Annotated in this window: 18 protein-coding genes; 15 read left to right on the forward strand and 3 right to left on the reverse strand. The window is 69.3% G+C overall.

Annotated features, from left to right (window positions below):
* Positions 1–69 precede the first annotated feature (69 nt).
* Genes ACZ6RT_RS14120 through ACZ6RT_RS14135 form a run of 4 tightly spaced genes read left to right on the forward strand, consistent with a single transcriptional unit; the run spans position 70 to position 3,878 of the window.
* Positions 70–1,038, forward strand: coding sequence for a branched-chain amino acid ABC transporter permease (locus tag ACZ6RT_RS14120; protein WP_399192022.1), 969 nt, complete (start codon positions 70–72; stop codon positions 1,036–1,038).
* Entirely contained in the window at positions 1,035–2,204 is a 1,170-nt protein-coding gene (locus ACZ6RT_RS14125; protein ID WP_399192020.1) for a branched-chain amino acid ABC transporter permease, read from the forward strand. Before ACZ6RT_RS14120 ends, ACZ6RT_RS14125 begins: the two co-directional genes overlap by 4 nt.
* Positions 2,201–3,052 carry an ABC transporter ATP-binding protein gene (locus ACZ6RT_RS14130; RefSeq protein WP_399192018.1) on the forward strand — a complete coding sequence of 284 codons (852 nt, stop codon included), beginning with the start codon at positions 2,201–2,203 and terminating at the stop codon, positions 3,050–3,052. The genes ACZ6RT_RS14125 and ACZ6RT_RS14130 overlap by 4 nt, the downstream gene beginning before the upstream one ends.
* Positions 3,042–3,878 (forward strand): ABC transporter ATP-binding protein, encoded by an 837-nt coding sequence (locus ACZ6RT_RS14135; protein ID WP_470153758.1) that lies wholly within the window; start codon positions 3,042–3,044, stop codon positions 3,876–3,878. Before ACZ6RT_RS14130 ends, ACZ6RT_RS14135 begins: the two co-directional genes overlap by 11 nt.
* 139 nt (positions 3,879–4,017) lie before the next feature.
* Here the strand turns inward: ACZ6RT_RS14135 and ACZ6RT_RS14140 are convergent, their stop codons facing one another.
* Positions 4,018–4,584: a DUF4352 domain-containing protein gene (locus ACZ6RT_RS14140; RefSeq protein WP_399192016.1), complete on the reverse strand. Its 567-nt coding sequence runs from the start codon at positions 4,582–4,584 to the stop codon at positions 4,018–4,020.
* A gap of 287 nt (positions 4,585–4,871) precedes the next feature.
* On the opposite strand from ACZ6RT_RS14140, the gene ACZ6RT_RS14145 reads away from it, so the two are divergent.
* From ACZ6RT_RS14145 to ACZ6RT_RS14155, 3 genes are read left to right on the forward strand one after another with little or no spacing between them, the layout of a single operon-like run.
* Positions 4,872–5,690, forward strand: a complete 819-nt coding sequence (locus ACZ6RT_RS14145) for an ABC transporter substrate-binding protein (protein WP_399192014.1) — start codon at positions 4,872–4,874, stop codon at positions 5,688–5,690.
* Between the two features lie 3 nt (positions 5,691–5,693).
* Positions 5,694–6,542: an amino acid ABC transporter permease gene (locus ACZ6RT_RS14150; RefSeq protein WP_399192012.1), complete on the forward strand. Its 849-nt coding sequence runs from the start codon at positions 5,694–5,696 to the stop codon at positions 6,540–6,542.
* 14 nt (positions 6,543–6,556) lie between these two features.
* Positions 6,557–7,327, forward strand: a complete 771-nt coding sequence (locus ACZ6RT_RS14155) for an amino acid ABC transporter ATP-binding protein (RefSeq protein WP_399192010.1) — start codon at positions 6,557–6,559, stop codon at positions 7,325–7,327.
* Positions 7,328–7,746: 419 nt separating this feature from the next.
* Here the strand turns inward: ACZ6RT_RS14155 and ACZ6RT_RS14160 are convergent, their stop codons facing one another.
* Entirely contained in the window at positions 7,747–8,118 is a 372-nt protein-coding gene (locus ACZ6RT_RS14160; RefSeq protein WP_344904486.1) for a PaaI family thioesterase, read from the reverse strand.
* A 119-nt stretch (positions 8,119–8,237) separates the two neighbouring features.
* Between ACZ6RT_RS14160 and polA the strand changes: the two genes are divergently transcribed.
* The 4 genes from polA to ACZ6RT_RS14180 all read left to right on the forward strand — a co-directional run bounded on the left by polA (position 8,238) and on the right by ACZ6RT_RS14180 (position 14,748).
* On the forward strand, positions 8,238–10,991 hold the full coding sequence (polA, locus tag ACZ6RT_RS14165; protein ID WP_399192008.1) for a DNA polymerase I: 2,754 nt from the start codon (positions 8,238–8,240) through the stop codon (positions 10,989–10,991).
* 261 nt (positions 10,992–11,252) lie between these two features.
* A complete protein-coding gene (locus ACZ6RT_RS14170; RefSeq protein ID WP_399192006.1) occupies positions 11,253–12,377 on the forward strand; it encodes a polysaccharide deacetylase family protein in 1,125 nt (374 codons plus the stop codon).
* 220 nt (positions 12,378–12,597) lie between these two features.
* The gene (rpsA, locus tag ACZ6RT_RS14175; protein WP_399192003.1) at positions 12,598–14,103 is read left to right on the forward strand and encodes a 30S ribosomal protein S1; all 1,506 of its coding nucleotides are present in this window, start codon (positions 12,598–12,600) and stop codon (positions 14,101–14,103) included.
* Between the two features lie 189 nt (positions 14,104–14,292).
* Positions 14,293–14,748 carry a GNAT family N-acetyltransferase gene (locus ACZ6RT_RS14180; protein WP_470153763.1) on the forward strand — a complete coding sequence of 152 codons (456 nt, stop codon included), beginning with the start codon at positions 14,293–14,295 and terminating at the stop codon, positions 14,746–14,748.
* Between the two features lie 125 nt (positions 14,749–14,873).
* Here ACZ6RT_RS14180 and ACZ6RT_RS14185 read toward each other — a convergent pair whose 3' ends face one another.
* A complete protein-coding gene (locus tag ACZ6RT_RS14185; RefSeq protein ID WP_470153765.1) occupies positions 14,874–15,539 on the reverse strand; it encodes a TetR/AcrR family transcriptional regulator in 666 nt (221 codons plus the stop codon).
* Positions 15,540–15,639: 100 nt separating this feature from the next.
* On the opposite strand from ACZ6RT_RS14185, the gene ACZ6RT_RS14190 reads away from it, so the two are divergent.
* From ACZ6RT_RS14190 to ACZ6RT_RS14205, 4 genes are all read left to right on the forward strand, one after another.
* Positions 15,640–16,542: an SDR family NAD(P)-dependent oxidoreductase gene (locus ACZ6RT_RS14190; RefSeq protein WP_470153767.1), complete on the forward strand. Its 903-nt coding sequence runs from the start codon at positions 15,640–15,642 to the stop codon at positions 16,540–16,542.
* 133 nt (positions 16,543–16,675) lie between these two features.
* Complete coding sequence (locus ACZ6RT_RS14195) at positions 16,676–16,810, forward strand: hypothetical protein (protein ID WP_470153769.1); 135 nt, start codon at positions 16,676–16,678, stop codon at positions 16,808–16,810.
* Positions 16,811–17,435: 625 nt separating this feature from the next.
* Positions 17,436–18,035 carry a dephospho-CoA kinase gene (coaE, locus tag ACZ6RT_RS14200; protein ID WP_470153770.1) on the forward strand — a complete coding sequence of 200 codons (600 nt, stop codon included), beginning with the start codon at positions 17,436–17,438 and terminating at the stop codon, positions 18,033–18,035.
* 274 nt (positions 18,036–18,309) lie between these two features.
* Positions 18,310–19,497, forward strand: a complete 1,188-nt coding sequence (locus ACZ6RT_RS14205; RefSeq protein WP_470153772.1) for an SLC13 family permease — start codon at positions 18,310–18,312, stop codon at positions 19,495–19,497.
* The last annotated feature ends 23 nt before the right edge of the window (positions 19,498–19,520 follow it).

The following is a 19,520-nucleotide window of genomic DNA, read 5'->3' on the forward strand; positions in this document are numbered from 1 at the left end:
CGAGGTCCTGCAGGAGGTGTCGTCCTACCCGGACAGTGCAGGCGACCCCCGCTAGAAGTGGTAACCCTAGTGCTCAATGACTTCATCAATCAGTTCTGGCCGGCGACGATCGACGGCCTGGCCTTCGGCTCGATCTATGCCCTGATCGCGCTCGGCTACACCATGGTGTACGGCGTGCTCAGGTTGATCAACTTCGCGCACTCCGAAGTTTTCATGATCGGCACCTTCGGCGCGATGTTCGTGCCGTTCGTGTTCGGCATCAACTCGCCACTGACCGGCATCGCGCTGGTCGGCCTGATCGTGGCGATGATCCTGGCCGGCATGCTCGCCTCGGCGGGCACCGCGATCGCCCTGGAGCGCATCGCCTACCGGCCGCTGCGCAAGCGCGGCGCGTCCCGGCTGGCGGCGCTGATCTCCGCGATCGGTGCCTCGATCTTCCTCCAGGAGCTCTTCGCGCTCCTGGTGATCCCCAGCGTGTTCAACCGTCCCGAGCAGGGCCGGATCCAGATGGGCCTGCCCCGCATCATGGAGCGGAGCGAGCTGTTCTCGGTCTTCGGCTACCCGGTCCGGGTGGACCAGGTGTTCGTCATCGTGGCCGCGATCGGCATGATGATCGCGCTGGACGCCCTGGTGAACCGGACGAAGATCGGCCGAGGCATCCGCGCCACCGCGCAGAACCCCGAGGCCGCCGTCCTGATGGGCGTGGACATCAACAGGATCGTCCGGATGACCTTCCTCGTGGGTGGCGCCATGGCCGGTGTGGCGGGCGCGCTCTACCTGATCTCGTACGAGAACACGAACTACTACATCGGATTCCTCTTCGGTATCAAGGCGTTCACCGCGGCGGTCCTGGGTGGCATCGGCAACCTGCGGGGAGCCCTGGTCGGTGGAATCACCCTCGGGCTGGTGGAGAACTACGGGGCGATCTTCTTCGGCTCCGACTGGAAGCATGTGATCTCCTTCAGCATCCTCGTCTTGGTCCTGATGTTCCGCCCCACCGGAATCCTCGGTGAATCACTCCAGCAGGCGCGCGCATGAACCAGAAGAAACTCCCGACGGGCCTCCGCAGCGGTCTCGGCACCTTCGGTGACACCATGCACGAACGCTGGCTGAAGACGCCCGGCTGGCAACGTTGGATCCTGTACGTGGCTCTGATCATCGGGGCGCTGCTGCTGCCCTCGGAGAGCCTCGCACCCGTCATGTCGCCCTACACCGACTGGGCGAGCATCCTGTTCTTCCCGATCGGGACGTACGTCGTCCTGGCGATCGGCCTGAACGTGGTGGTCGGCCAGGCCGGCCTGCTCGACCTGGGCTTCGTCGCGTTCTACGCGGTCGGCGGCTACGCCATGGCGCTGATCGGCACCCGGCTGGGATGGAACTTCTGGATCATCCTGCTGGTCGGCATCGGCATCTGTGCCCTGTCGGGCATCACGCTGGGCGCCCCGACGCTGCGGCTGCGCGGTGACTACCTGGCCATCGTCACGCTGGGCTTCGGTGAGATCATCCGCATCACGGCCCGCAACACCGACGAGATCGGCGGCCCGAACGGCGTCCGCGGCATCCCGCACCCGCCGAGCGTCGAGGACTTCCAGCTGTTCGGGATCAACTTCTCCGAGGTGTTCGGGGTCGATCCCTTCAAGTACGGGGTGCTGGACCCTCGGCCCTACTACTACCTGCTGGTCGCGCTGGCAGTCATCGTGATCATCCTGGTGAAGCGGTGGGAGAAGAGCCGGGTCGGGCGCGCCTGGGCGGCGATCCGCGAGGACGAGGACGCGGCCGAGGTCATGGGCGTGCCGACGTTCCGCTTCAAGATGCTCGCCTTCGCCATCGGCGCCTCCATCGGCGGCGCGATGGGCGTGCTCTGGGCGGCCAAGGCCATCTCGATCAACCCGAACGACTTCCAGTTCCTGCTCTCGGCGACGATCCTGGCCGCGGTGGTCATGGGCGGCGCCGGGAACCTGCCCGGTGTCATGCTGGGCGCGTTCGTGGTGGCCTGGCTGCCCGAGCGCTTCCGAGGTCTGCAGGAGTACCGCATGCTGATCTTCGGTGCGGTGCTGGTGGCCCTGATGATCTTCCGTCCGGAGGGTCTGCTCCCGTCGCGCCAGCGCAAGGCGGAGCTGAAAGAGGGGACGGGCGGGATGGGTACGCTCGGAGCCGAGGTTCCCGGGCCCGAGTCGCACGGTGAGGAGGTGGCTTCCAAATGAGCGCCGACGTCAACCCCGGCGGTACGACCGCAGAGCCGACCGGGACGGAATCGTCCCCGTCGCCGGTGCGTCCCGGCCGCGACATGCTGGAGCTGAAGAGCCTCGTCATGCGGTTCGGCGGCGTCACGGCGCTGCGCGACGTGAACCTGACCATCAAGGAAGGCGAGATCTTCGCCCTGATCGGCCCGAACGGCGCGGGCAAGACCACGGTCTTCAACGTGGTGACCGGCGTCTACCAGCCGACCGAGGGCGAGGTCCGCTTCCTGGGTGAGCGGATCAGCGGCGTCAAGCGCTTCAAGATCACAAAGCGCGGCATCGCCCGGACGTTCCAGAACATCCGGCTGTTCCACAACATGACGGCCATCGAGAACGTCATGGTGGGCGCGGACGCGCACCACAGGGCCGGCATGGTCAGCGTGGCGCTGGGGCTTCCCTGGCACCGCAAGGCCGAGCGGGACGGGCACAGGCTGGCGATGGAACTGCTCGACTTCGTGGGCATCTCGCACCGCGCGGACGAGCACGCCAAGAACCTGCCCTACGGTGACCAGCGCCGTCTGGAGATCGCCAGGGCGCTGGCGACGAACCCGAAGCTGCTGCTGCTGGACGAGCCCGCCGCCGGTATGAACCCGGCGGAGAAGGTGGCCCTGCAGCAGCTGATCCGGGACATCCGCGACGCCGGCCGGACGATTCTGATCATCGAGCACGACATGAGCCTCATCATGGGCATCAGCGACCGCATCGCGGTGCTGGACTTCGGCCAGAAGATCGCCGATGGCCTGCCGGACGAGGTGCGGACCGACCCCCGGGTCGTCGAGGCGTATTTGGGAGCTCCCGCCGATGCTTCTTGAGGTCAAGGACATCCATGTCCACTACGGCAAGATCGAGGCGCTCAAGGGCATCTCGGTCGAGGTGAACGAGGGCGAGATCGTCACGCTCATCGGGGCGAACGGGGCCGGCAAGACCACGACCCTGAAGACGATCTCGGGCCTGCGCGGTCTCACCTCGGGAAGCGTCATCTTCGACGGCAAGGACATCAGCAAGATGCCCGGCCACAAGCGGGTCATCGCGGGTCTGGGGCAGGCGCCCGAGGGCCGGGGCGTGTTCCCCGGCATGACGGTGTACGACAACCTGCTCATGGGCGCCTACACGCGCTCGGGCGACCTGTCGGCGGACCTGGCCGAGGTGTTCGAGCTCTTCCCCCGCCTGGCGGAGCGCAGGACGCAGATGGGCGGCACGATGTCCGGAGGCGAGCAGCAGATGCTCGCCATCGGCCGCGCGCTGATGGCCAAGCCCAAGGTGCTGCTGCTGGACGAGCCGTCGATGGGCCTGGCCCCGCTGATGGTCCAGCAGATCTTCTCGATCATCGAGGAGATCAACCGCCGTGGCACCACGGTGCTGCTGGTGGAGCAGAACGCCCAGCAGGCGCTGAAGCTGGCCCACCGCGCCTACGTCCTGGAGACGGGCTCGGTGGTCAAGAGCGCGGACGCGGACGTGCTGCTCAACGACCCCGCCGTGCAGGCCGCCTACCTGGGCGGCGGCGTGTCGGCCGACCCCGCCGGGGAGACGGCCGCTCCCACGGCCGCTCCCACCGGCGGGACGGGTGCCACACCGGCTCCCGCCCCGGCTCCCGCGCCCGCTCCGGGTGAGCGGGACGTCCCGGGGGAGCGGAGCTGATCCGCGCCACGGCCCCCTCGGTGTGACGGGGGCGGGCCCGCCGTCCGGCGGCCCGCCCTGCCGGGCCCGTCCCACGGCGGGCCCGGGCCCGGGTCCGGTTTCCGGGCGGGGGCGGAGATCGGCCCGGCGGGACGGGGGCTCAGGGCAACGCCACCTGCGCCCCGTCGGTGCCGCCGGTCACCCCCAGCGGCGGGTCGCCGAACAGCCGGATCGCCGAGACCTTCGCCTCCTCGGGGATGTCGTACCAGAGATCCATCTCCACCCTGACCTGGGCGCCGAGCGAGAGCGTTTCGGGCTGGCGCTTGATGGCCTGCGCGAACTTGTTCGGCGCGTGGGAGGTGCCGTCGGCGGCGACGAGCCTCTGCAGCCTGGCGTCGAAGTGCGCGGTGGTGCGGGCGAGGTTCTCCACCACGACCCGTACGACCACGTACTGGCCCTTGGCCCGCCACTCGGCGTGGCTGCCGAAGAAGCCGTCGAGGCCCTTCTGCAGGCCGATCACCTGGAACCGGGTCTCGCCGTCGGTCACCGGGGCGGCCCTGACCGGGATCTCACCGGGCCGTACCGGCCGGGGCGGGAGCTCGTAGGTCGGGGTGGGGGAGGGGACGGCCCTGGGGACCGCGGATTTCCCCGGATCCGTCCCGGTGCAGCCGGCCACCACGGCGGCGGCGAGAACCGCACCGGTCAACGCGATTAGGGGGTTGCGCACACCGGGCAACGTAACCGAGATGAGTCCCGAAGTTCAACGGCTCGCCCGCGTGGCATCGACGATCCGGCAGATGCCCCGCCGTCGGGGTGCCGAGGGGGCAGGGTATTGAATCCGGGGGCTCCGACTGCAGTTGTTGTCCGAATTGTGTCGTAGTGGTGATCTGCATGGTTATGCAGGTGATGCAGCATCACCTGCACTGAGGTATCCATACAAGACGTGACATTGACCGTAAGGAGGCCTTCGTGGGCCTGAGTTTTGTATCCCGACGCGCACTCTCGGTAGGCGCCATGGTCGTCGCCGGTGCGCTCGGCCTGTCGGCCTGCGGGAGTGGCGAGACCACCACCGCGAGCCCGGGCGGCGGTGCCTCGGCCAGCGCCCCGGCGGCCGCCTCCGGCGCGAAGGTGATCACTCCCGGCAAGCTGACCACCTGCACCAACCTGCCCTACGAGCCCTTCCAGTTCAAGGAGGGGAACAAGGTCGTCGGTTTCGACGTCGACATCGTCGACCTGGCGGCCAAGAAGCTCGGCCTGACGCAGGAGATCGTCGACATCGACTTCGCCATCATCAAGAGCGGCGCGGCGATGGCCGCCGGCAAGTGCGACGTGGCCGCCGCCGGTATGACGATCACCGACGAGCGCAAGGCCAACATCGATTTCTCCGAGCCCTACTTCGACGCCACGCAGGCCCTGCTGGCCAAGAAGGGCGCCGGCGTGAAGACCCTGGACGAGGTCAAGGCCAAGGGCCTCAAGCTCGGCGCCCAGGCCTCCACCACCGGCCTGGACTACGTCAAGGAGAAGGGCCTCAACCCCAAGGAGTTCGCCGACTCTCCCAAGGAGCTGCTCGGCCTGCAGTCCGGCCAGGTCGACGTGATCGTCCAGGACCTCCCGGTCGTCCTGACCTGGCTGAAGAAGCCCGAGATCGCCGAGAAGTTCGAGCTGATCGCCAGCCTTGACACCGGTGAGCAGTACGGCATCGGCCTCAAGAAGGGCGCCGACCCGGTCCTGCTCAAGGCGATCAACGACTCCATCGCCGCCGCCAAGTCCGACGGCACCTACGAGCAGATCTTCGTCAAGTGGTTCGGTAAGAAGCCCGGCGAGCTCGGTTAATCGATGACCGACCAGTCAACGACGACGGAGCCCGCTCCCGGCGGTGGCGCCCCCACCCGGAGCGGGCTCAGCCCTCGCAAGAGGCAGCAGATCAGCCGGGCCTTCCAGTACGTGGTGCTGGTGGCGGTGGCCGTCTTTCTCGTCCTGCGCATCGAGTGGGCCAAGCTCGGTGAGAACTTCACCAAGCTCGACGTCGCCGCCGAGACGCTGCCGGACCTGTTCACGGTCGCGCTGAAGAACACGATCATCTACTCGGTCGGTGGCTTCTTCTTCGCCTTCCTGCTCGGCCTGCTGTTCGCGCTGATGCGGATGTCGTCGGTGCGGCCCTACCGGTGGATCGCGGTCACCTACATCGAGATCTTCCGAGGGCTGCCCGCCCTGCTGATCTTCCTGCTCATCCTGTTCCTGCCGCTGGCGCTGTCCGGCTTCGAGGTGCCCGGCGGTACCTACGGCCAGGGCATCCTGGGCCTGACCATCGTCGGCTCCGCCTACATGGCCGAGACGCTGCGCGCCGGGCTCCAGGCGGTGCCCAAGGGGCAGATGGAGGCGGCCCGCTCGCTGGGCATGTCCTACAGCCGGGCCATGATCAGCATCGTCATCCCGCAGGCCGTGCGCATCGTCATCCCGCCGACGACCAACCAGTTCGTGTCCCTGCTCAAGGACTCCTCGCTGGTGCTGTTCCTGGGGGTCTCCGGCGAGTACGTCGAGCTGACGAAGTTCGGCAACGACACGGCCTCCACCTTTGCCAACGCCACGCCCATCCTGGTCGTGGGAGTGACGTATCTCCTGGTCACCATCCCGCTCGGGTACCTCGCGTCCCGGCTGGAGAAGCGCCAGGCGAGGGGACGGTGACTCCAGTGACTCCGGTGACTCCGGCGATCTCGGCGAACCACGCGGTCGAGATCCGCGACCTGCACAAGAGCTTCGGGAAGCTGGAGGTCCTCAAGGGCATCGACTTCGCGGTCGACCCCGGCCAGGTGGTCTGCGTCATCGGCCCCTCGGGCTCGGGCAAGTCCACCCTGCTGCGGTGCGTGAACCTGCTGGAGGAGCCCACCGCGGGCAGGGTGGTCGTCAACGGCGTGGAGCTGACCCACCGCGACGTCGACATCGACGCGGCCCGGCGCGGTGTCGGGATGGTCTTCCAGCAGTTCAACCTGTTCCCGCACATGACCGCGCTGCAGAACGTGATGATCGCGCAGCGCCGGGTCCTGAAGCGGAGCGCGGCCGAGGCCGAGCGGATCGCCAGGGAGAACCTGGAGAAGGTCGGCATCGGCGAGAAGTGGAGCTCCTACCCGGCCCAGCTCTCCGGCGGGCAGCAGCAGCGGGTGGCCATCGCCAGGGCCCTGGCGATGAGCCCGGCGCTGATGCTCTTCGACGAGCCCACCTCGGCGCTCGACCCCGAGCTGGTCGGCGACGTGCTCACGGTCATGCGCAAGCTCGCCGAGGAGGGGATGACCATGCTGGTGGTCACCCACGAGATGGCGTTCGCCCGCGACGTGGCCGACCGGGTCGTGTTCATGGACGGTGGCGTGATCGTGGAGGACGGCACCCCCGAGCAGGTGATCGGCGCCCCGCGCAACGAGCGCACGCAGACCTTCCTGCGCCGCGTGCTCGACCCGACGCACACCGACGTCTGAGCCTCCGGGCCGCACCGTCCGGGAATCTCGGTCCCCCGGCCCCTGAGGGCCGTCAGGGGCCACCCGGGCCATGGTCCGACCCGGCCCGTCCACCGGTCCGCGCCCGTCCGGCGCGGACCGGTGGACGGAAGGGGCCGGATGGATCCCGGCCGCCCCACGGACCCGGCGAGCCCGGGGGAGACCTTTGGCGCCATACGGAGCTTCCCCGACCCCGTACGTTTTCTACTCGGTCCCCCACGGACATCACCGTCACCCACCGTAGCGGACCGGTTGCTCCACGAGGGCAAAAAGGCGGTCCGAATATGATCGAGTACGAGATGTGATCAGACGTCCGCCGGGCACCTGCGGGTCATGACCGGAAGGCGTCGGCCGGGACCCGGGACGGGGCTCGAGAGGGGCCCGGGACGGAGCCGGCCGCCTCAGGTGTCGCGGAGCATGCACGTCAGGCGCGAGCTGCACACCCTGCGGCCCCGGTCGTCGGTGATCTCGATCTCGTACGTGGCCAGCGTCCGGCCGCCGTGCACCCGGGTGGCGACCCCGGTGACCAGGCCCGAGGTGGCCGAACGGTGGTGGGTGGCGCTGATCTCGACGCCCACCGCGATGCGGCCGGGCCCGGCGTGCAGCGCCGCGCCGGTCGAGCCCAGGGTCTCGGCCAGCACGCAGGAGGCGCCGCCGTGCAGCAGGCCGTAGGGCTGGATGTTGCCCTCGACGGGCATCGTGCCGACCACCCGCTCGGGGGAGGCCTCGGTGATCTCGATGCCCATCCGGTCCACGAGCGTGTTCCGGTGCATGACGCCCACCTGTTCCTGGAGGGACCGCGCGGACTCGTCGGGGTCTGTCATGGTCAAGGGGGCGTCTCCTGTCGAGCGAGGCCAGGCGTTCTGTCGTAGGAGGAGACTAGGCTTTCGCTGTGCCGAAGAGCGAAGCGACCCCCACTCGTCCGTGTCTCCTGCTGCTGGACGGTCATTCACTGGCCTACAGGGCTTTCTACGCCCTCCCCGAGGAGAACTTCTCCACCTCCACGGGCCAGACGACCAACGCCGTCTACGGGTTCACCTCGATGCTGGTCAACGTGCTCAGGGACGAGCGGCCCACCCACGTGGCGGTCTGCTTCGACCGCTCCGAGCCCACGTTCCGCCACGAGGAGTACGCCGACTACAAGGCCGGCCGGAGCGCGACCCCCGACAGCTTCCGCAGCCAGATGAGCCTGATCCACGAGATGCTCGACGCGCTGGCCGTGCCGCACCTGTCGCTGGCCGGGTACGAGGCCGACGACCTGATCGCGACCCTGGCCACCCGCGCCTCCGCGCAGGGCATGAGCGTGCTGATCGTCACCGGCGACCGCGACGCGCTGCAGCTCGTGGACGAGCACGTCACCGTGCTGATGACCCGCGTCGGCATCAGCAACATGACCCGCTTCACCCCCGAGGCGGTCCTGGAGAAGTACGAGCTGACCCCCGCGCAGTATCCCGACTTCGCCGCCATCCGTGGCGACTCCAGCGACAACCTCAAGAACATCCCCGGCGTGGGCGAGAAGACCGCGGCCAAGTGGATCCGCGAGTTCGGCTCGCTGGAGGCCCTGGTCGACCGGATCGACGAGGTCAAGGGCAAGGTCGGCGACAAGCTCCGCGACCACCTCGACCAGGTCCTGATGAACCGGCGCCTGACCCAGCTCATCCGCGACGTCCCGGTGGACCGCGACGTCACCGACCTGGCGCTCGGCAGGCCGCACCGCGAGGAGATCGACAAGATCCTCGACACGCTGGAGTTCCGCGGCGAGATCCGCGACCGGGTGCTCAAGACGATCGCCTCGCCCCAGGGCGGCGCCGGGGCCGAGGCCGAGGACGGCTTCGCGGTCGAGGCCGTCACCCTGGGCCCCGACGAGGTCGGCCCCTGGCTGCGTGCCCTGCCCGCAGGCCGCGCCGGCCTGGCCTTCAGGGGCGCCTACGGCAGCGGCACCGGCCGCGTCGACGGAATCGCCATCGCGGCGGCCGGGACGCGTGCCGGGGACGCGGCCGGCGACGGGGCGGAGAAGGCGTCCGGCGGGCGGGCGGCGTTCGTCGACCCGGCCACGCTGACCGAGGCGGACGAGGCGGCCCTGCGCGAGTGGCTGGCCGACCCCTCGATCCCCAAGGCCGTGCACGACGCCAAGGGGCCGATGCTCGCCCTGTGGGCCCAGGGCATGGAGCTGTGCGGCCTCAACTGCGACACCGCCCTGGCGGCCTACCTGGCCACGCCGGGGCAGCGCTCGTTCCCGCTGGAGGACCTGGTCCGCGTCTACCTTCGGCGCGAGCTGCGCAGCGAGACCGACAACGGCGGCCAGGCCAGCCTCTTCGACGACACCGACGCCGACGGCGCCCGGGAGCTGGCCCTGCGGGCGCTGGCGGTCGGCGAGCTGGCCGACGCGCTGGAGGCGTTCCTGGAGCCGCTGGGCGCCATCCACCTGCTGCGCGACGTGGAGCTCCCGCTCGTCACCGTCCTGGCCGAGCTGGAGCGGGCCGGCATCGCCGCCGACCGCGACCACCTCGAGGCGCTGGAGGCCGAGTTCGGCGCCGCGGTCAAGCAGGCCGTCGAGGCCGCGCACGCCTCCATGGGCGGCGAGCAGTTCAACCTGGGCTCGCCCAAGCAGCTCCAGGACATCCTGTTCGTGCGGCTCAACCTGCCCAAGACCAAGAAGACCAAGACCGGCTACACCACCGACGCCTCCGCGCTGGCCTGGCTGGCCACCCAGACCGAGCACGAGCTGCCGACGATCATGCTGCGCCACCGCGACCAGGCCAAGCTCAAGGTCACGGTCGAGGGCCTGATCAAGGAGATCGCCGACGACGGCCGCATCCACACCACGTTCAACCAGATCGTGGCGGTCACCGGCCGGCTCAGCTCGGAGAAGCCCAACCTGCAGAACATCCCGATCCGCACCGCCGAGGGCCGCAGGATCCGGCAGGGCTTCACGGTCGGCAAGGGCTTCGAGACCCTGCTGACCGCCGACTACAGCCAGATCGAGCTGCGCATCATGGCCCACCTGTCCGGCGACGAGGCGCTGATCGCCTCCTTCGAGTCCGGCCACGACTTCCACAAGGCCACCGCGGCCCGGGTCTTCGACACCGACCCCGAGAAGGTCACCGGGGAGATGCGGGCCAAGATCAAGGCGATGAACTACGGCCTCGCCTACGGCCTGTCCGACTTCGGGCTCTCGGAACAGCTCGGCATCCCGGTCTCCGAGGCCAGGGCGCTCAAGGAGGAGTACTTCGAGGAGTTCGGCGGCGTCCGCGACTTCCTCAACGCGATCGTCGCCCAGGCCAGGAACGACGGCTACACCGAGACCATCATGGGCCGGCGCCGCTACCTGCCCGACCTCAACAGCGACAACCGCCAGCGCCGCGAGATCGCCGAGCGGATGGCGCTCAACGCGCCCATCCAGGGGTCGGCGGCCGACATCATCAAGATCGCCATGCTGGGTGTGCAGGGCGCGCTCAAGGAGGCCGCCCTCGGCTCCCGGATGCTGCTCCAGGTCCACGACGAGCTCGTGTTCGAGGTGGCCCCCGGCGAGCTGGAGACCCTGCGCGAGCTGGTCACCGACCGGATGAACGCCGCCTACTCCCTGCGGGTCCCGCTGGCCGTCTCGGTGGGCGTCGGGCGCACCTGGGAGGACGCGGGGCACTGACCGCTGTCTTTCCAAGTCCCCGGAGGCCGTCTCCGCGGCCCTCAGACGGTCTCCAGGGCCTCCTGGACGGGGTGACCACCGGGTGGCGCGAGGCCGTTCGCGTGTCCGCTCACGGGCCGTTTCCGGGCTCTCCGCGTGATCGTCCACAGGGTGCCCGCGGCGGCGTCCGAGGGGGCCCGTCCCCTGGTGATTGGCCAGGCCTGTCCGAGTCTGTTCTAGGGTGGTGGCCCAGCCGATAAGCTCGACGGGCACGGGAGTTTTGTGCTGAGTTCAATCCCCCTGACGCGGATCATCATGCTGGCCAACGTGCTGGTCGTCACGATGGCGGTGGTGGTGCTCCTCACGCTCCCCACCCCGCCCGCCCGGCCCGGGGCGTCCGCCTCCGGCGGCCCCACCCGCGGGCCGTCCCAGCCGCCGCAGCCGTCCGCCTCGCCCACGCCGGACCCGAGCCTGCCCTCGGCCGAGCTGCCACCGCCGATCACCGCCTCGCCGGAGTTCGCCCGGCAGGTCAAGGCCAACGAGGCGGGCATGGTCCCGATCCTGATGTACCACCGGATCACCCACAGGCGGCTGGCCTCGATCGACCGTACGCCGGACCAGGTCCGCAAGGAGCTGGAGAGGCTCGCCCGGGACGGCTACGTGCCGGTCACCGCGCGCGAGTTCGCCACCGGCCGGATGGACGTCCCCGCGGGCAAGCACCCGGTCGTGCTCACCTTCGACGACGGCCACCACAGCCACTTCGCGCTCCAGGCGGACGGCACGCCCGCGAGGAACAGTGCGGTCGGCATCATCTACCAGGTCGCCAGGAAGTATCCCGGCTTCCGGCCGGTGGCCACCTTCTGGGTCAACCGGTACCCGTTCGGGCTGCAGGAGCGGCGCGACCAGGAACGGGCCGTGCGCTGGCTCGTCGAGCGGGGCTTCGAGGTGGCCAACCACACCTGGAGCCACCCCTACCTGCCCGGCCTGGGGAAGAAGGAGATCGCCGGGCAGCTCGCCCGGGTCGAGCGGATGCTGAAGAGGCTCGGCGTGCCCCCGTCGGAGACCATGGCGCTGCCGTTCGGGGCGATGCCGCGCAAGCGCGCCACCGTGCAGTCCGGGAAGTGGCAGGGCGTCCCGTACCGCTTCAAGGGGGTCTTCCTGGCCGGGGCCGAGCCGTCGGTCTCGCCGTTCGTCAGGCGCTACGATCACCGCTCCATCCAGCGCATCCAAAGCAACGGTAAAAAGGGCGAATGCCGGAAATGGTGTTCGCAGTACTGGCTGGAGTGGCTGGACAGGCATCCGCGCGAGCGCTACACCGCGGACGGCGACCCGGACCGCATCTCCGTCCCACGCGGGCTTCGGGGTAAGATCAGGAGCGATCGGAAGCAATTGATCAACGCATACTGAGCGAGATCGTCGACCTCGTGACCGGTGGTCGCGTAGTGTCGTCGGATTGACCATACCCGTCTGGTCTCATATGCTGATCGCTGCGCTGTGGGCTCGCGCGTGTCTCGGACGGAGTGGGCTCGCGCTCGATCATGTCGACGTCAATTCTTCGGCTGACGGTAAGAGGCCTGCCGCGCGTTCGCCACATCGACATCTGTCCGCGTTCGGAGCAACTCCACACATGACGAGCAGCACTGAGGCCACCTCGAGCACCCCGCAGGTAGCGGTCAACGACATCGGCTCTGAGGAAGAGTTCCTCGCAGCGATCGACCTGACCATCAAGTACTTCAACGACGGCGACATCGTCGAGGGCACCGTCGTCAAGGTCGATCGAGACGAAGTTTTGCTCGACATCGGCTACAAGACCGAGGGTGTCATCCCCTCGCGCGAGCTCTCGATCAAGCACGATGTCGACCCGGCGGATGTCGTCGAGGTTGGCGAGCACGTCGAGGCCCTGGTCCTCCAGAAGGAGGACAAGGAAGGCCGCCTGATCCTGTCCAAGAAGCGCGCTCAGTACGAGCGGGCCTGGGGCACGATCGAGAAGATCAAGGACGAGGACGGCATCGTCACCGGCACCGTCATCGAGGTCGTCAAGGGTGGTCTCATCCTCGACATCGGCCTGCGAGGCTTCCTGCCGGCGTCCCTGGTCGAGATGCGGCGCGTCCGCGACCTCCAGCCGTACGTGGGCCGCGAGCTCGAAGCCAAGATCATCGAGCTGGACAAGAACCGCAACAACGTGGTCCTGTCCCGCCGTGCCTGGCTCGAGCAGACGCAGTCCGAGGTTCGCCAGACGTTCCTCAACACCCTTCAGAAGGGTCAGGTCCGCAAGGGCGTCGTCTCCTCGATCGTCAACTTCGGTGCGTTCGTCGACCTCGGCGGCGTCGACGGTCTGGTCCACGTCTCCGAGCTCTCCTGGAAGCACATCGACCACCCCTCCGAGGTCGTCGAGGTCGGCCAGGAGGTCACCGTCGAGGTGCTCGACGTCGACATGGAGCGCGAGCGCGTCTCCCTGTCGCTCAAGGCGACGCAGGAAGACCCCTGGCAGCAGTTCGCCCGTACCCACCAGATCGGTCAGGTCGTCCCGGGTCGCGTCACCAAGCTGGTGCCGTTCGGTGCGTTCGTCCGCGTCGAGGAGGGCATCGAGGGCCTGGTGCACATCTCCGAGCTGGCCGAGCGCCACGTCGAGATCCCCGAGCAGGTCGTCCAGGTGGGTGACGAGATCTTCGTGAAGATCATCGACATCGACCTGGAGCGCCGCCGGATCTCGCTGTCGCTCAAGCAGGCGAACGAGGGTGCGATGGGCGCCGACGTCGAGTTCGACCCCACGCTGTACGGCATGGCGGCGACCTACGACGACTCGGGCAACTACATCTACCCCGAGGGTTTCGACTCCGAGACCGGCGAGTGGCTCGAGGGCTTCGACAAGCAGCGCGAGGAGTGGGAGCGGCAGTACGCCGAGGCCCAGACCCGCTTCGAGGCGCACAAGAAGCAGGTCGAGGAGGCCCGCAAGGCCGAGGCCGAGGCGGGCGAGGCTGCCCCCACGTCCTACTCCGGCGAGACCCCGCCGGCCGGTGGTGGCTCCACCGGTGCCGCCAGCAGCGGCTCCTCCGCTCCGGCGGGTGGCGCCCTGGCCTCCGACGAGGCTCTCGCGGCTCTGCGCGAGAAGCTCGCGGGCGGTCAGAACTGATCACGCGGTAGACGTTCCACGGAAGGGCCCCGCTCCGGCGGGGCCCTTTCCGCGTCCCGGCCCTGGTCCGGCTCGGCCCGGTCCCACCGCGCTTGCACCCCGGGCCCGAACCCCGTGGGCTTCTCCGCCCCTGGCCGTTCCCGTGCCCTGGCTCACCCCTCCCTCCCACGGCCCGGCTAAGGTGACGCCGTGACCGTGATCGAGTATGCGAAGCCCGAGGACGCCGGCGAGATCCTGACGGTGCAGCGCGCCGCCTACGTGGGTGAGGCCCAGCTCTACGGTGACCCGTTCATCCCGCCCCTGGTGGAGTCGGCCGACCAGATCCGCCAGGCCGTCGAGACGGCCACCGTGCTCGTCGCCAGGGACGGGAGCAGGATCGTGGGCGCGGTACGCGGCCGGATGTCCGGCACGACCTGCCTCGTCGGCCGCCTGGTGGTAGCCCCGGACCGGCAGGGTGCAGGCATCGGGGGCTCCCTGCTGACCTCCCTGCACACCGAGGCCGCCACGGCCCTCGCCTTCGACCTGTTCACCGGCCACCTGTCCGAGGCCAACCTGCGCCTGTACCGCCGTCAGGGCTACCGGGAGACCGGCAGGGAACGGATGAGCGATCACCTGACGCTGGTGCACATGCGCAGGGAGCCGTGAGAAGGCCTGCTGTCACGCCGCGTGGCCGAAAGGCTTTGAGCAAGTGCTCCCCGGGTCGAGGTCGTCCGGGATCGTGGGGCATGCTCCCGGATGACTGGACCCCACCGAAGGCGTCGGCGAAAGGTTCAGGAGCGTGGCAGCACACCCAGGAGCGCCGAGGTGAAGGAGATCCGCAGAGCGTCACGCAGCTCCAGGTGGAGCACGCCGAGGGCGGGCTCGTCCGCATAGGCGGCGAGGAGGCTGGGCGGCGGCGGGACGTAGGAGGACAGGGCGCCCGCCGAGACGAGGCTCATCAGGCAGAACAGTTGTGCGCCGTCGCCGAGCTCGGGCACGTGGCGGCGCACGAGCTCGGTCATGGCCGCGAGCCTGGTGAGGGAGGAACGCTTGTGCCGCTTGACCACCTCGACCGAGACGTTGTGCTCGAGGACGCCGCCCTGCGCGCCGAAGAGGTCGCACAGCGCCACCCGGCCCGCCAGCGACCGGCTGAGGATCTCGGCCAGCCGGCCCGCTCGCACTTCCGGCGCCGCGTGCCCCTCGATGCCCACGGCCAGCTCGTCCGCCAGCTCGGCGAGCCAGCTTCCCAGAAAGTCGTCCAGCAGTTCGAGCAGCACCGCTTCGCGCGACTCGAAATATCGCAGGACGTTCGACTTGGCCAGGCCCACCCGCCGGCTGAGCTCGTTGAGGCTCACCTCGGCCACGGGCATCTCATCGAGCATCGCCGCCGCCGTGTCCAGGATCGCCCGGCGGCGGATCTCCCGCTGCTCCTCGCTTCGCGCCCGCTGGAATGTCACGTCCTCATCGTATCTTAAAGACCGTCGGTCTTTTGACATCAGACCGCCAGTCTCTTAAGCTCGCTCTCGTAACAGACCGATGGTTTTTTAGGAGTGCGCCATGAGTGGCAACTGGACCGAGCAGCACATCCCCGATCAGCACGGCCGGGTGGCGATCGTGACCGGCGCCAACACCGGGCTGGGCTTCGAGACCGCCCGGATGCTCGCCGCGCGCGGGGCGGCGGTGGTCCTGGCCGTCCGCGACGTCGAGAAGGGCAAGCGTGCGGCCGCCCGCATCGACGGCGACGTCACCGTCCAAGCCCTCGACCTGACCTCCCTGGAGTCGATCCGGTCCGCGGCGGCCGATCTGCGCGCCACCCACCCGCGCATCGACCTTCTGATCAACAACGCCGGTGTGATGTACACCCCGAAGCAGACCACCGCCGACGGCTTCGAGCTGCAGTTCGGCACCAACCACCTCGGCCACTTCGCCCTCACGGGCCTGCTGCTGGACCGGCTCCTGCCCGTCCCCGGCTCCCGCGTCGTCACGGTCAGCAGCACCGGCCACCGCATCCGGGCCGCCATCCACTTCGACGACCTGCAGTGGGAGCGCTCGTACAGCCGCACCGGCGCCTACGGCCAGGCCAAACTCGCCAACCTGATGTTCACGTACGAACTGCAGCGCCGGCTAGCGCCGCACGGCACCACGGTCGCGGTGGCCGCCCATCCCGACGTGTCCAACACCGAACTCACCCGCAACACCCCCGCCGCGCTTCGGGTGCCCGTCACCTGGCTCGCGCCGCTGCTCACCCAGAAGGCCGAGATGGGCGCCCTGCCCACCCTGCGCGCCGCCACCGATCCGGCCGTCATCGGCGGCCAGTACTACGGTCCCGGCAACCGGGGTGAGATCCGGGGATATCCGAAGCTGGTCACCTCCAGCCCTGACTCCCACGACCAGGCCGTTCAGCAGCGCCTGTGGGCCGTCTCCGAGGAGCTCACCGGGGTGACGTTTCCCGTGGGGTGAAGCGGTGACTCCACGGCGGAGGGACTTCCCTGGGGCCGCGACCTCGCACGGGTCGCACGGGTCGGCCCTGCCCAGGCGATCTCGTTGTACGGCGGCAGCGGTTCACTGTCCGGGGGCCGGTTGTGAGACGGCCTTGGACGAGCTCCAGGACATCCGGCGCTGGGACGCTGCCGCTCCCGGCCTACGGCTGAGCGGCGAGTCGGGCGCCACCTTCCGGAAGACCGTGGCCAACGCCTCCGCGACGAAGGGTGGCGGGTCGCAGGCGTGAGCGGACACCGCCGGCAGGCCGCTGGGACGCAGCACCTGCGCCGCCTCGGCCGGGCCCGGTCGTAGCGGTCGGCGTGGCCCCCGAACGACTCCGCCGTCTGCCTGACTTCACGAAGCTCGTCCCGCGGAGGCGCTGGTTGCTCCCGCACCATAATGAGCGTGCGCCCACCATCGTGGGCGGATGCCCACTTCGCAACCTGGGCAGCGGTTCGCGGTGGGCGAAGTACCGGCGAAGGCGCGTTCGCCGGCCGGGAGAGGGTCCCGCCGGAGCCGGAGAAAGCCGACAGGGACGTGAACGCCGTCATCGCCGATGTCGTGCAGAGACGACCGCTGTGAGCTGATGTCCCGCGAAGGCGGACCGTGAGCGTCTCCTGCTCCCGATGGCCTCCTTGCGTGCTCCGGTCATGACACGAGCGGCCATCAGGGCACATGCGAGACCTCATGGGTGAGGCCGCGTGACACACTCCCCTTCGGCCGCGTGCCAAATCCCGCCCTCGGGCCGCCCCTGCCGGTCCCGTCACCTGACGAGCCACGACAGGTGGCCCACGGCCGCCCTGACCCGCATCCCGCGGAAGATCCGGGTCGGAGATTCTGTGGGGTGTCCCTTACCGCGTATGCTGCGGATCATGTTCAAGGTGGGGCTTACCGGCGGCATCGGGTCCGGCAAGAGCGAGGTCTCCAAGCGGCTGGCCGCCCGAGGCGCCATGGTCATCGACGCGGACAAGATCGCCCGCGAGGTGGTGGAGCCGGGGACCCCCGGCCTGGCGCGCGTCGTCGGCGTCTTCGGCACCGGGATCCTCCGCGAGGACGGCTCCCTCGACCGGGAGAGGCTCGGCTCGATCGTCTTCACCGACTCCGAGAAGCTGGCCTCGCTCAACGCCATCGTCCACCCGCTCGTCGGCGCCCGGATCGCCGAGCTCCAGGAACAGGCCCCCACCGGAAGCATCGTGGTCTACGACGTGCCGCTGCTGGCCGAGAACGGCCTCGCGGGCATGTACGAGCTCGTGGTCGTCGTGGACACCCCCGACGACGTCCGCCTCGCCCGCCTGATCGAGTTGCGCGGCATGACCGAGCAGGACGCCAAGGCCAGGATCGCCGCCCAGGCGACCCGCGAGGAACGTCTGAAGATCGCCGACATCGTCGTACGGAACGACGGCACCCTGGAGGAGCTGGAGGCCCGGATGGACGACCTCTGGTCCGACCTCACCGCCCGCGCCACCGCCTGAACCGTCCGTTCTCCGGTCGAACCGCCTGAGCCGTCCGCCTCTCCTCTTCGTGCTTCGAACCGCCCGTACCGTTCTCTCCTGATCTGAACCACCCGCGTCGCCGACGGCTCCCTGACCCGAACGTCGAATCCCGGACCCGTTCGCCCTCCGGTCTGAACCTCGCATCGTTCGCTCCCCGGCCCGGATCGCTCACGCCGGCGGATCCCCGGTTCAGCCGCTCGCCATCCGCTCCCCGAAGGAGTCGCGGCAGGTCAGCCATGCCATCCTGGCCGATGTGCCGCGCAGACCGAGTGCCCTGGACCTCATCCGCCTCGCCCTCCTGGGTCTCGGCCTGCTGTTCGTCGCCACCGGCCTGCTCCCCGCCCGCGAGGCATGGGACCAGATGGAACGGATCGCGCCGATCCTGATCTTCCTCGCCGCGGTGATCGTCATGGCGGAGCTCGTCAAGGAGGCCCAGGTCTTCGACGTGGTCGCGACCCGGCTGGCGGTGCTCGGCCGAGGGAACCACATGGCGCTCTTCCTGATGTGCGTCGCCTTCGCCTCGCTGGTCACCATGTTCCTGAACCTGGACACCACGGTGGTGCTGCTGACGCCCGTCATGCTCGCCCTCGCGGCCCGGACCGGTATCGCCGCGCTGCCACCGGCCATGACCACCCTCTGGCTGGCCAACACCGCCGCCCTGCTCCTGCCGGTCTCGAACCTGACGAACCTGCTGGCCATGGACCGGCTCGGTATGTCCGCCCGCGAGTTCGCCGGACGTCTGTGGTTCCCCCAGCTCGTGTCCATCACGGTCACCGCGGTCCTGCTGTGGGTGTTCTTCTGGCGCCGGGGCCGGCGCGGAACCGGCCGCTACCGACCGCCGGTTGCCGAGGCGGTCGCCGACCCGCTGCTGTTCAGGGCCGCGACCGGAGCGTGCGTGCTGTTCGTCGCCGCGATCCTGCTGGAGGTGCCGATCCAGCTCGCCGCCCTGGCCGGGGCGGCCCTGATGCTCGCCGCCTTCGCCTGGCGCGACCGCTCGAAGCTCACCCTCGCACTGTTCCCCTGGCAACTGCTCGTCTTCGTCGTCGGCCTGTTCCTGGTCGTGCCCACCCTGAGCCGGTACGGCCTGGCCTCGGTGATGAGCTCCCTCGCCGGGACCTCCGGAGGATCGGGAGGCGACGGGGCCTACCGTGTGGCAGCCGTCGGAGCTGTGCTGTCCAACCTGATCAACAACCTGCCCGCCTACACGGTGGTGGAGCACGTCATCCCCACGGGAGAGCGCGACCTGCTGCTCGCCCTGCTCATCGGCACCAACATCGGCCCGGTGATCACCCCGTGGGCCTCCCTCGCGACCCTGCTGTGGTTCGAGTGGTGCCGCCGCAGGGGAGTGCGGGTCCCGATGCTGATCTTCGTGCTGACGGAGGCGGTGCTGGTGGTGACCTGTGTGACCGCGACGGTGGGGGCACTGGTGCTCACCGCTTGAACGATGAGCGTGCGCTTGGCGCT

The sequence above is a fragment of the Streptosporangium sp. NPDC050148 genome, assembly GCF_055586505.1.